General features: G+C 41.1%; 12 protein-coding genes. 3 read left to right on the forward strand and 9 right to left on the reverse strand.

Annotated elements, in window-relative coordinates; translation table 11 throughout:
• Positions 1-306 precede the first annotated feature (306 nt).
• Positions 307-1473, forward strand: a complete 1167-nt coding sequence (locus tag NYE65_RS07200) for an MFS transporter (RefSeq protein WP_340860218.1) — start codon at positions 307-309, stop codon at positions 1471-1473.
• Positions 1474-1884: 411 nt separating this feature from the next.
• Here NYE65_RS07200 and NYE65_RS07205 read toward each other — a convergent pair whose 3' ends face one another.
• Positions 1885-2217, reverse strand: coding sequence for a branched-chain amino acid transporter permease (locus NYE65_RS07205; RefSeq protein WP_063575223.1), 333 nt, complete (start codon positions 2215-2217; stop codon positions 1885-1887).
• A complete protein-coding gene (gene azlC / locus NYE65_RS07210; protein ID WP_328110838.1) occupies positions 2214-2969 on the reverse strand; it encodes an azaleucine resistance protein AzlC in 756 nt (251 codons plus the stop codon). The genes NYE65_RS07205 and azlC overlap by 4 nt, the downstream gene beginning before the upstream one ends.
• Before the next feature lie 188 nt (positions 2970-3157).
• Here azlC and NYE65_RS07215 point away from each other — a divergent pair, with 188 nt between their 5' ends.
• Positions 3158-4546, forward strand: a complete 1389-nt coding sequence (locus NYE65_RS07215; RefSeq protein ID WP_053536227.1) for an aminotransferase-like domain-containing protein — start codon at positions 3158-3160, stop codon at positions 4544-4546.
• 476 nt (positions 4547-5022) lie between these two features.
• Here NYE65_RS07215 and NYE65_RS07220 read toward each other — a convergent pair whose 3' ends face one another.
• The 5 genes from NYE65_RS07220 to NYE65_RS07240 form a co-directional block, all read right to left on the reverse strand.
• Positions 5023-5709, reverse strand: coding sequence for an MBL fold metallo-hydrolase (locus NYE65_RS07220; RefSeq protein ID WP_340860221.1), 687 nt, complete (start codon positions 5707-5709; stop codon positions 5023-5025).
• A 269-nt stretch (positions 5710-5978) separates the two neighbouring features.
• Positions 5979-6428, reverse strand: a complete 450-nt coding sequence (locus NYE65_RS07225) for an NUDIX hydrolase (RefSeq protein ID WP_340860222.1) — start codon at positions 6426-6428, stop codon at positions 5979-5981.
• A 627-nt stretch (positions 6429-7055) separates the two neighbouring features.
• Complete coding sequence (locus NYE65_RS07230) at positions 7056-10226, reverse strand: bifunctional cytochrome P450/NADPH--P450 reductase (RefSeq protein WP_340860224.1); 3171 nt, start codon at positions 10224-10226, stop codon at positions 7056-7058.
• Between the two features lie 69 nt (positions 10227-10295).
• Positions 10296-10871 carry a TetR/AcrR family transcriptional regulator gene (locus NYE65_RS07235; RefSeq protein ID WP_034304153.1) on the reverse strand — a complete coding sequence of 192 codons (576 nt, stop codon included), beginning with the start codon at positions 10869-10871 and terminating at the stop codon, positions 10296-10298.
• A 279-nt stretch (positions 10872-11150) separates the two neighbouring features.
• Positions 11151-11471: a MazG-like family protein gene (locus NYE65_RS07240; protein WP_340862101.1), complete on the reverse strand. Its 321-nt coding sequence runs from the start codon at positions 11469-11471 to the stop codon at positions 11151-11153.
• A 98-nt stretch (positions 11472-11569) separates the two neighbouring features.
• Between NYE65_RS07240 and NYE65_RS07245 the strand changes: the two genes are divergently transcribed.
• Positions 11570-12151, forward strand: coding sequence for an LOG family protein (locus NYE65_RS07245; protein ID WP_340860228.1), 582 nt, complete (start codon positions 11570-11572; stop codon positions 12149-12151).
• Between the two features lie 61 nt (positions 12152-12212).
• Here the strand turns inward: NYE65_RS07245 and NYE65_RS07250 are convergent, their stop codons facing one another.
• Both NYE65_RS07250 and fabZ read right to left on the reverse strand, forming a co-directional pair.
• Positions 12213-12632 (reverse strand): NUDIX hydrolase, encoded by a 420-nt coding sequence (locus NYE65_RS07250; protein WP_340860230.1) that lies wholly within the window; start codon positions 12630-12632, stop codon positions 12213-12215.
• Between the two features lie 2 nt (positions 12633-12634).
• The gene (fabZ, locus tag NYE65_RS07255; protein ID WP_063575217.1) at positions 12635-13060 is read right to left on the reverse strand and encodes a 3-hydroxyacyl-ACP dehydratase FabZ; all 426 of its coding nucleotides are present in this window, start codon (positions 13058-13060) and stop codon (positions 12635-12637) included.
• Positions 13061-13097: the final 37 nt, after the last annotated feature.

A 13097-nucleotide genomic window follows, 5' to 3' on the forward strand; every position in this document is an offset into this window, starting at 1 on the left:
GCCTGTATGAATCGCAGCGAGCTTTTCGTGCCAATGTTACTTTGAGTGAAACCACTGTGTGAGTCCTGCAAATCTTGTCGGGGACTCACATTTTTTTGTCTGAATTCCATACGCAATGCATGGAATTCAGCTATTTTACAAGGCCTTTGGATAGGTCTTATTAAACTAGGGAAAATTGAATCTGGAGTAGATATCAATAGTGATTTTACCGTTACAATTGAAAAAGTTGACCTAATTGATAAATGTAAGATGACTCCTTTTCTCTACCAGAAAATGACACTTTCCTGAAAGAAGGAAATCTATTTTATGACTAAACCAAATAACTTACTTATCTTTATATTAACCATCGGTGTTTTCGGAATCATCAATACTGAAATGGGGGTAATCGGCATCTTGCCTTCCATGGCCAATCACTTTCATGTCAGCATCTCAAAAGCAGGATTGCTTGTGAGTCTTTTTGCCCTTGCTGTAGCTGTATCCGGTCCAACTATGCCGTTATTATTTTCGGGGATGAACCGGAAGAGGGTCATGCTGCTTGTGCTAGGTGTTTTCGTTTTGGGGAACATCGTATCCATATTTACAACTAACTTTACCCTTGCATTAGTTGCCCGTATAGTTCCAGCCTTTTTTCATCCGATTTACTGTTCATTGGCTTTTACCGTAGCGGCAGACTCCGTCAGCAAGAAAGAAGCCCCAAAAGCTGTTTCTAAAGTTTTTATCGGAGTATCCGCTGGAATGGTAGTCGGTGTACCCATCGTAAGTTTTATTGCTAATGCCGATTCGATTGAAATGGCGATGGCATTCTTTGCGATTGTTAATGCGATTGTATTTCTTGCTACATTGTTTTTTGTACCATCCATGCCTGTTGAGGAAAAACTTTCTTACGGAGCGCAATTATCCGTATTAAAAAAATCGATTACATGGCTTTCCATTGTCGCTGTCATTTTATTGAACTCAGCCGTATTTGGAGTTTATAGCTATCTTACTGAGTATCTGAAAACTGTCACGAATATGTCTTCTAATACAATCAGTTTAATGTTACTCATTTACGGTGGTGCCAATATTATTGGAAACATCGCGGCAGGGAAGCTGCTTACTAAAAATGCGAACAAAACTGTAGTGATTTTCCCTTTTGCATTGGGAGCAGTTTACATCATATTATTCTTATTTGGACAATTCACCATACCTATGGCTATCCTTACATTAATTTGGGGGATTTTAGCTGGTATAGGGGGTAATATCAATCAATACTGGATCATGTCTTCAGCCCCCGAATCTCCTGATTTCGCTAATGGACTATTTTTAACAGCGGTTAACTTGGGAACGACAATTGGTGCTGCAGCAGGTGGATTATTCATATCAGAGCTGGGTACACAATACGTGGTATTCGTGGGTGTACTATCATTGATAGTAAGTTCGGTAATGATTTCCCTAAGAAACTACAAGTTTACTCCTGCACAACAACTTTCCTGAGTATGAAAAGGCTAGGCATGCCCACTGCCTAGCCTTTTCAGCGATTCAGAATAACCGACCCATTTCAGGATTGCTGGAAAGAGGATTGATTAATGTTTCAATAACTTATAAAGAAATGCATGTAACTACCCTGCCCTAAAATGCCATAAGAAAAAGCTGCCTTAAAGACAGCTCTGCTTATAAACTATTAGTGCTTAATTTTGTTCATCAAGTTCTATAAAATAATGATCTTTTCGGTATGACACTGCCTCCATGGCTGCGAACAGGTTTTGCTCATGCAGGACGTCTATCCGATAAAATCCTGTTCCATAGTTTCGTTTGACTTCCTTTACACGGGCCTATACCTGCCCCTTCCAATTCCATTGATATCAATAATTGTGATGGGAGTTGGCTGTGCTGATCATTATCTCTTTAAAAAACCAATTGAATCAGCATCATGTAGACAATCGTTCCCCCTGCTATCGAGAGGAGCATCATTTTCTTCCAAATGTGAAGCAGGGCAACTACCGCCACCCCAATGAATTCAGGGATGCCATGACTTCCGGATTGCAGGCTTACATCCTTTAAACAATAAATGATTAAAAGCCCAATTACTGCGGATGGCAGCATTTTACCGAGATACTGTACATACTTCGGTGTGGGTTTTCCTGATGGGAAAACGATGAACGGAAGAAACCTTGTAAGCATTGTGCCTAAAACAACCATCGCAATTGTAATGATTTGCTGAGTTAAAGTCATTGTCATATGGTTCTCACCTCAACTTTCTCTAACGGCTTCCTAAGTAAGGATAGTAACCCCAAAATGGCAAACATGGCAGGGATAATGAAGTTGCTTCCGCCAAATATAAGTAGGCAGACAGCTGACAGGCCAAGCCCAGCAAGAGCACTATGATGGTTTTTCTCTTTCATCCATTGTTCAATGAAAATCACGACAAAGAGAGCCGTCATAACAAAATCGAGTCCTTCTGTATTGAATTTGACAAAAGAGCCAAAGATGCCGCCAATCGCTGCTCCTATCACCCAATAGCAATGGTTGAGCAGTGTCACGAAGAACATGAACCAGCCCTTATCCACATCCTTCGGTACATCAACGGTACAATTGATGGAAAAAGACTCATCGCAAAGCCCAAAAATCAGATACAGCTTTTTCTTACCTGTCCCCCTATATTTATCAAGCATGGATATGCCATAAAACAAATGCCGTGCATTCACCATTAAGGTTAGAAAAAGGGCGTTAATCGGATTGAACGCGACAAGCAATAAATTGGCTGCAATAAACTCCATCGATCCTGCAAATATCGTTAGACTCATCAATATCGGGTAAATTGCGCTGAATCCTAATGAATTCATAAAGATCCCATAAGCTATGCCTAAAAATAAAAAGCCTGCCAAAATGGGCACTGTGTACGGAAAAGCCGCACGAAATGCTGGTATCAGTTGAGTTCGTTTTTTCATATAAATCACATCCTGATGGCTAAATTTATTTAAACTTAACATACAAAATCCGTACAAAAAACAAGTTAATTGTATGGATTACAATTAAAATAAAATTCCCCCATTTCAGTAAAATGGGGGAGTCTGATAGGCTAATCACCTTATATTCTTTTAAAGCCGACCGTTTCAATATTAGAATTCCATACAAAAAATGATATGATTGTATGGAATAAGTCTAGGAGAGGTGAAATATGCCAGTAAATTCATTTGACAATTATCCAATGTCCTGGAAACCTGATAAGAATGCATTAAAGCGTCCTTTTTATAAATCTCTCGCATCATTACTTGAACAAGATATAACAAATGGCTTTTTAGCACCTGGAACCAAGTTGCCCCCCCAACGAGAATTGGCAGATTTTCTTGACTTAAATTTCACTACGATTACCCGTTCCTATAAAATGTGCGAGGTAAAGGGATTGATATATGCCGTTACGGGAAGCGGAACCTTTGTGGCTCCTAATGCCACTCGTTCCATAACCATTTCCGCGGATAAAACGGCAAACAGCATCGATCTTGGTTTTGTAGCATCTTTTGAGCAAACCAATGATATCGTTTCAGAAACTTTACAAAAAACCGTGAACAAAAGTTATTTGGAGCAGCTGCTTAATTACAACGATCCGACTGGTATCCCACATCAAAAAACAGCAGCTCTAAACTGGATGGAATCTTTCGGCATTCACGCGGATCAAGAGCATATAGCAATCGTTTCCGGTGCCCAAAATGCATTGGCTGTTGCCCTCGCTGCTTTGTTTGAGCCTGGTAATAGAATTGCAACCGACTTATATACCTATTCAAACTTTATCGAGCTGGCAAAGATGTTTCATATTAAGTTAGTTCCCATTCACGGGGACCAGTTTGGAATGCTGCCAGATGAACTTGAAAAGCAATGCTGTCAAACAAATATTGACGGGATATTTCTGATGCCCTCCTGCAACAATCCGACCACAATCATGATGTCGGATATACGAAAGCAAGAATTGGCAGCGGTAATCCGAAAGCATCGTTTAATTTTGATTGAGGATGATATTCATGCATTTCTGACGGCAGGCATTATCTCCGACTACCGGCAGCCGATGTTCCATTTGCTTCCGGAACAGAGCGTTTATATTTGCGGCACCTCTAAGTCCATATGTTCCGGATTAAGAGTTGCCTATATGGTTTATGGAGAAACATTACGCGAGAAAATTTCCCAGGCCATTTTCAACATAAATGTAAAGACCTCTTCTTTTGATGCAGAGGTCATCACAGAGCTAATCCTATCAGGAAAGGCTCATGAAATTGTTTCTCATAAGAAACGGCTTGCACAAACTGCAAATGATATTTATTCGGAATATTTCCCCTTAAGAAAGGATGTCGGACATCCTCTCAGTCTATATCGCTGGCTTCCAATTAAAGGGCATAACGATGCGTTACAGCTGGAAACCGATTTGAAAAGGCGCGGCATTCGGGTATTTCATTCCAATCGTTTTCAAAGCGGGCAGACCACTCCTGATATGTATTTGCGTATTGCCCTTTCTTCCACAAACTCATTCGATGAGTTAAAAATAGGATTAGAAATATTAAAGCAGTATTTAGGCTGATTTAAGTCTAGTAAAAAAACATTCTAGTTGTGGATCGGAAGGGTCGAGACTCCTGCGAGAAAATCGAGTATTAAGGAGTTCCCCCAGGCGCAAAAGTGCCGAGGGCGAGCACCTGCCGAAAGTGAATGCCTAGAGTGGAAATAAATGTTCAAGTTTTGACAACTTGATTATTATCGAGTTAGTCTACAAATCTCCGGAATGGTCTCACCCCGGACCATTCAAATGAAGACCCGTTTATCCTTCATTAATTTTCACTTTTCGATATAAAATGAAACCTTATTAGATTGAAGAATTTGCGACACTCCTGCCGAATAACTGGCTAGCCGAAATCCCGCAGCCGCTTGCGGTAAGGGGCTTGGCAGACAGTCGGCGGAAAGGGAGCGGATTTCTGAAATCAACTCCGAACGTTCTTTAATAATTGCAGACAGACTCAATTATCGAGTATATGGACAAAAAGAGGTTAAGCAAGGACCCATTTATAAAGTGAATGTCCCGCCATGGTAACAGTAGTAGTTTTCAGCTTTTAGATCCTTAATCTTTCTTAAAGACTGTTCTGCTTTCTCGACATTTAAACAAAAGTGCGGATTAGCAATGAGCAATTCATTATTCTCTATAACAGCTGCATCACCTGCTATTACACTTTTTAAACGTGGAAAATATAATGAAATATGACCTGAAGTATGTCCCGGTGTTGCTACTACTCTACATTCGTTATCCAAAATCCAATCACCATCATGTACCTTTTCATCAATTGAAACATGCTTTAAATTCTTTAATTGTTGGATAAACCATTTCCCGAATTCGATTTCTTGAATTGGCATATTTTCCAGCATTTCTTCGGCCTGAACCAATCTCTCTGACTTCATTTCACCACTAATATATTTTGACTCCACTTCACTTGCGATCAGGTTAATGTGGTGATACTTTTCCTTGAAATCATATAAGGAGCCTATATGATCAATATCATAATGAGTAATGATAATATTCTTTAACTTCTTCATGTCATAACCATTTTTTAAAAATTCATTTTCAATGAAAGGTAAAAAATTTGGATACCCTGTATCGACCAAGGTTAGTTCATCCTTTGAAATAATCAAGCTAGGATTAATATGATTTTTTTGTCCATTAAATTCAAATTCAATTGGCAGTTCCATTATCTTCATTTTCATACACCTCCCGTTCATTCTATATATTCTTCAACTTTTTATTTTAACCTTCCCCTTTAATTGCAAGGGTGCCGTAAACAACCTAGTTATTGAACTAACCTTGTTAGTCCATTAAGAAACCCAGTATGGAAACAACATAGAATAACAACCCAACACTTCCGGTAATTAGCTGATAGGAATAAAGCAACTATTATTCTGATGAATTTCGCCTTTAAGGATTCAAGTTTCAAAAGGGTACGAGATTCGAGAATGAGTAAGGTGGTTTTTCAAGATCTATGCATTTGACCATTTTTGTAAGTGAATGTATAGTTTCCTTCTTTTTTCAATAAAACCGGTAAGTACTGTGAAACCATCTCAGCAATTCCGAGATTTAGCGGATGAAGTATCCAATCAATGGACTTCCAATCAAGAATGCCTTCCCGCGTTTTTTTCGGTGTTTCAAAAATTAAATCCTTATCCGCCATATACAAATATACATATATTCCATCCAATTCACCTTCTGGAGTCTCCCACGTTACGGTTCCTTTAGAAAAAAAGGACTCTACCTCTATTCCCGTTTCCTCAAATACCTCACGCTGCGCACCCATATCAGGTGTTTCACCTTTCTCGATTTTCCCACCCACCCCATTCCAGACACCCATAATTGGAGCTTTCTCCCGGTTAAGCATAAGAAGTTCATTATTCTTCTTTACAAAACAAACAGTATACTTAAACATTTTAAAAAGAACCCCTTTATCGTTAGTTCTTGCCACATCATGACTAAGCTGGTTAAGCAGAGTAAAGCAAAAAATACTTAATACATATATAGTAAGAAGGATCTTGACCAAACATCCCTCACTTCCACTGCCTCCAAAGTATTAACACATTCTCAAATTCTAACAATGAATATAGAATCCGTAAACGCTCTCCGTCATCATTCAGGTTTGAGCGATATATACGTGAGTTTGATTGATATATTTAGAGTTTGATCGATATATTCAAGATTTTGGGCGATATATTCGAAAGTTTGAGTGATATATTCGAGATTTCCGCTATTTACTCATGTATTTGCACTTTTTTAATGAGTTTCGCTGTTTTACTCGTGAGTTTGAGCGATTTACTCGTGAATTCAAGCGATTTACTCGTGAATTTGCACTATTTACTCGTGAGTTTTGCTGTTTTACTCGTGAATTAGGGCTTTACTCGTGAGTTTTCCTGTTTTACTCGTGAATTCGGGATTTACGTGAGTTTTGCTGTTTTACTCGTGAATTAGGGCTTTACTCGTGAGTTTCGCTGTTTTACTCGTGAGTTCGTGTTTTCATAAAGAAAGCAGCGATTCCTTTAAGGATCGCTGCTCTTCTTATTTATGCTCCTGCCCAAACATCTTTCGCATATCTGCCATTCTCCTCTAATGATTGCAGCCATTCTGTGGCTTCTTCTCTCTGTGTTTGATAGATATGCATATAGCTGTCAATTATGGTTCTTTCAACATCTGGCGCCATTTTGCTTCCGTCTCCGCAGATGTATAGGTGTCCTCCTTCTTCTTTTAATAAAGGAAGGATGTCATGGGCGTTTTCCGCCAATCGGTTCTGGACATATGTTTTTTCTTGACCGGGACATCTGGAGTAAGCGGTGTGCAGTGTTACAAGGCCCTCTTGTTCGGCTTGGACGAGTTCTTCTTGATAGAGGAAATCGTGTTCCGGATTACGGCATCCAAAGTAGAGGTGGGCCGTCCCTAGCGTTTCACCTTTTTCTTTTAAAGCGCGACGTGATTGTATGAATCCCCTGAATGGTGCAATGCCTGTTCCAGGGCCGATCATGATGATTGGTTTTCCTGTTTGCTTTGGCAGCTGGAAGTTGGATTGCGGCGTATTGATAAAGCAGGCTATTTTGTCTCCTTGGGAGCGTTCTGCCAAATAATTCGATGCAATTCCTTTGTATTCCCCGTTGCCGCTCAAAGCTTCTCCACGGACGACGCTTACGGTGATGCTTGCTTCTCCTTCGTTGTGGAGTGGTGAGCTTGAGATGGAGTAGTATCTTGCTTTTAAAGGTGGCAGTAAAGCCAGGAAACGTTCAAACGGGATTTCACATGCAAGATACTTTTCGATTAGGTCAAGCATGGTTACGCGCTTGTTCAGGATCTCTTGTTTATAGGTATTATCCAATAGAAGATCTTCAAGTTCTTTTACATGTGGAGGACATACCGTATGAGTGGCAAGCGCCCGTATTTGAGACCGGGTGGCGGGTTCTTGGAACTCCACATGGTTTGATAGTAACTCTTCCAATTTTACCGGTTTTCCTGTAGGAAGATGGGCTGCTTTTCCGGAATCCCCAGTCAGATTCACGTAATCTTGGCCGTTTAGGTTAAATCGACTGAGCACTCGCTCAACAAGTTCCGCTGGATTTTGCGGAAGCACCCCGAGATGATCGCCTTCCTGATAATGTATTCCCTCTGGCAGCGTTAATTCTATATGCCGTGTACTTCTTCCGCTATTTTCATGCTGTAATTCAGTATTCCTTTTTACAATGGATGTAAACGCATGATGGGTGCGGGCAAGCGGTGTGCCGCTCACATCACTTACGAAGTTCATCGTAATCGAGCTGACTTCCCGATCATTCTTATTCACTTCAATGTTCAGGGCTTCGGCAAGATTCGGCCAAAGGGCTTCTGACCATTTCTCGTAATCCCCTTCAAAGTCATCGCTTGCATCCCCATAGCCTGTTTCTGACAGCCGCACTGCTCCTTTTTGTTCCAGCTGCTCATCAATGAAGATTGGAATGCGTTGGTACGTATTGGCCCAATTGCGGTCCCCGCAGCCGAAGATCGCATAGTGAACACCATCCAATGTGTCACCATGGCTTTCCTTTAGCCATGAAACGAAGTCACCTGCATTATCAGGGGGATTTCCATTATAAGATGCCGAGACTATGAGAACAGCTCCCTCTTTTGGAAGCCGATCGGTGTAATCATTTAAAGGGGCAACCTCGGCATGGAAGCCTTGCCGCTTCCCTGTTTCGGCAAGGTCGCGAGCAATCCCTTCCGCTGTTCCCATGTTTGATCCAAACAGGACGAGTAATGGTGTTCCATGTACTGATTCGGTTGGAGATACCGCGGCACCTTTTTCCGGAGACTTTGGTTCTGAAGAAGCAACGGTAAACGACATCGCCGGCTTCCTCGGTGAAACGCGCATGGTCAATCCGTCCGGTTTAAGAGTCAATGTTTCTTTAACTTCCAATTGATATTCTTCATGATCGATCAGGTCAAAGTGCTGTAAAACCATGCCAAGCACCAGTGTCGCTTCATGAAGGGCAAACTGCTGTCCGATACAGGCGCGCTGCCCGTTTCCAAACGGTTTATACGCATGATAAGGGATGGAATCCAAATCCTCGAACCGCTCAGGAATGAACGATTCAACGTCATCACCCCAAACGGATGGATCACGGTGAAGCTCGGGAATGAGCAGCGAGAACACATCATCTTTCTTCACATTGTATTTTCCATCCAGCATGGTATCTTCTTTTGCATATACGGAAAACGACGGAGCTGTCGGCCACAGACGAAGCGTTTCATTCAGCACCATCCGGACATATTTCAGCTTTTTCACTTGTTTATACTCAGGAACATCATCACCAAGCACTTCATCTACTTCCTGCTGCGCTTTTTTTAACTTGTCTCTGTTATTCATGAGGAAATAGATGGCGAACGATAGGAGACCGCTCGTCGTTTCATGCCCAGCTATTAAAAAGGTAATGATTTGGAAACGAATATTTTCATCATCCAGTGATGCACCCGTTTCAGGATCGACTCCTTTCAACATATGGGAAAGAAGGTCATCTTCTCCGTGATCACCATTTTGTTTTCGTTCGGCAATCAATTCATCCACTAGAGAGAACATATATTGAATGTCTTCCCTGAATTGTTTTTTAGATTTGATCATCAGTTTATCTTGGATGCCAAGCCGCTGCGTTTGGCTCATCGCTTCATCCAACGCACGCACCATACTGTTGACGAATGGATGGGTGGTCTCCCGATAAAAACTGTTAAAGCGGAAATTGAACCCGCATAGTCCGATCGTATCCAAGGTCAATCGTGTCATATCTTCAGGAACATCTATCTCATCAGCCGGATTCAGGCGAGCCCATTTTTGAATGAGTTGGGTAGTAAGATCCACCATTTTAGCATGATAGCCCTTCATTGCCTGCTGGCTAAAGCTGGGCAGCAGGATGTTATGGGCCTTTTTCCAATTCGGTTCCTTCGTTTCACTTGTGAAGAGACCATCACCGCCAAACGCCCTCACTTTCTGCAGGGCTGGACCGACTTTCTTATCAAACCTTGTTTCATCACATATTTCTTTAGCGAGGGCAGCACTGGAGACGAATGTAGTGATTCGACCCGGAAATTGAAACTGAAAAATCGGCCCAAGTTCCCGTGCCAGCTTCATGAAAGACTGAAGCGGCTTATCCTTATCAATGATAGGCAGGCTGCCTAGGGGGCCATATGTCTTTGGCTGTGGAAACTGAGTTGTATTTTCCATTTTATTAGCACCTCTTTACGATAGTTAAATTTCGGAATGAATGTTCATTCCGTTTATATTGAAAGTGTCTCAAACGTGCAATCGCACTGCATCCCAAAAGCTTTCTTCCACATCTGCCAAAAGTTTTGGGTCAGGTTCTAACTCCCCGATGCGAACAAGTCGCTCAAGCTCAAGAAAAGCTCCGTAAATGATGGCAATCAAAGCTGAAGAAGGAAGCTCCTTAATTTCTTTTTTCTCTTTTCCTGAATCAAAGAAGTTTTTGAATATATTCAATAGCCCTTGAAAGCTGGCATGACTATCTTCATTTAAAAAATGGGCCCCACTATGGATTTTAATAAAATAAAGAGCTTGGTCCTGCTCGGTTGTAAAGTGAACCATCGTTTTAAAAATATGGTGAAACTGCGTGCGAATTGAATCATCATGAGGAAATCCATTCTTGACCGTTTCAGTGAAAATATCCAAGTACTCTTGAAAGATCTTGTTGCCCAGCACTTCCTTATTCTCGAAATAACGATAAATGGTACCCGCTCCAACTCCTGCCGAAGCAGCAATCATCGGAATCGTCGTCGCATCATATCCCCGTTCTGCGAAAAGCACTAAAGCGCTTTTTACTATACTGTCTCGTTTATTTGCTGCCGTGATCATAATGATCCCCCCTTTTTTCAAAAGATGCGGAATGAACGTTCATTCCTTTAATCCAAGTGTATACCCAATAAAATCCAATCTCAATCGTGCATACTACCCATATTTTGTGAATTCTTTATTAATGGAGGGTGATAAAAGGCTGAAATCATTTCTTTTTAAGGAATAAAATGGGATGATAAACTATCGTTTGACCCATAAGAAAAAGAGCTGATAGTCACAGCTCTTTCACAGGTTTACTGAAATTATGTGGGCAAACTTTTTGTTCACACGAAAAGAAACTTATGCTTGATTATAGCGTTCAGATAGTTTCTTTTTATGGGCATTGAACACTTCTTCCAAGGGGATATTGTATTTGTTCGCAATGACAATCAAGTTTCCTAACACATCTCCCAATTCTTCGGTTAGTTCCTGCATGTTCTCTTCAAACGAACCAATAACTTCATCAGGTCTATCCCTGCCGATCTCAAGGGAGCGAATGGCTCGTGCAACCTCTCCAGTTTCTTCTGCCAAAAAGCCAATGCGAATGAAAATGTCCAATTCTGACCATCCCCGTGCTTCATAATAATCTTTTACCCATTGTTGAAATTCAGTGACGTCCATATCCATCCACCCTTCCTTTTTTATCATTCAAGTTTAACAAATCCCCTATAATTTTGTATGATAAGAAAGCAAGATTACTAAATGGGAGATGTGATATTTTGAAAAGTCTAGCTGTATTTTGTGGATCAAGCAAAGGTGCATCTGCTGTCTATGTAGAAGAGGCTAAAAAACTGGGTGAAGAACTGGCAAAACGTAAGATTACCCTAGTTTATGGAGGATCAAGTGTAGGAATCATGGGTGCAGTTGCAGATTCCGTCTTGGAAGCAGGCGGAAATGTAATTGGCGTAATGCCGGATTTCCTAGAAAAAAAGGAAATAGCACATAAGAACTTAACCGAGCTGATCGTCGTGGAATCCATGCATGAAAGAAAAGCAAAAATGGCTGAGCTTGCAGATGGGTTCATGGCTTTGCCAGGCGGGCCTGGAACATTGGAAGAATTCTTTGAGATTTTCACTTGGGCTCAGCTTGGTCTTCATCAAAAACCTTGCGGACTCTTAAATATCAATCACTATTATGATCCCTTGGTCGCTTTATTCAACCATATGGCCGACGAACAGTTCCTGCATGAAAAATTCCGTTCCATGGCGCTGGTAGATGTTGAACCTAATGGACTTCTTGATCAATTCATTACATATGAACCGCCAACCGTAAAAGCTTTCATTACCGAGAAACAAACCTGATCATTAAAAAACAGCCGGCCAAGATCAATAATGATCTTGGCCGGCTGTGATAAACTGCAGGTTAGGTAAATATCCGGTTTAAATAATCTCCATGCCCTTTGATAAGTTGCACTTCATGTTCGGATGAAATCCAGAAGAAATGAAATGTCAGCCCCGCTTCATCTCCTCCACCCGTCGGCTGATGGTCCCATTCATCAGGAACATTCGAAACACTTATTTGATAAAAATATCTATTATGTATGGCACCATCGACGTTCTCCCAAAAATCTTCTGTTATTAATTTCTCCACATGAAAGTTTTCCAGACCTGTTTCTTCTTTCATTTCCCTAATCACTGCTTGGTAAGCATCTTCTTGAGGCTTCACCGTTCCCTTGGGTATCTGTATACCGGCTTCCTTAATGGGATGTTGAAAAAACAATACCTGTGTTTCTCCATTATTAATTCTTGTCACATACCCGTAAGCTTTTTTTATCGGTATCATCATCAATCACCAAAAGCAAAAATGAGCTCTGTCTCGCATACAGTTTCCCCCTCGACAGTAGCCCTTCCTGTGCCTTTACCGATAGGACCTTTCAAGCGAGTAATCTCCACTTCTAAACGTAATTGGTCCCCTGGTTTTACTTGCCTTTTAAAACGGCATCCATCGATCCCGGCCAAAAGCCCGATCCGCCCTTTATTTTCTTCTTTTGTAAGCATGACAACAGCACTTACCTGTGCTAATGCCTCTACGATCAACACACCTGGCATCACTGGGTAATCGGGAAAGTGACCAGAAAAAAACTCTTCATTTGCCGTGACGTTTTTAATGGCCACCGCCCTCTTTCCTTCTTCCAGTTCCAAAACTCTATCAACTAAAAGAAATGGATAGCGATGCCTGATAATGTCTTTGATTTCTTGGATATCAATCAATATTAAGTCCCCCATTGCGATGGATTGCTTTCACATA

This window comes from Peribacillus sp. FSL R5-0717 (assembly GCF_038002945.1).
GTDB classification, from domain to species: Bacteria; Bacillota; Bacilli; order Bacillales; family DSM-1321; genus Peribacillus; species Peribacillus frigoritolerans.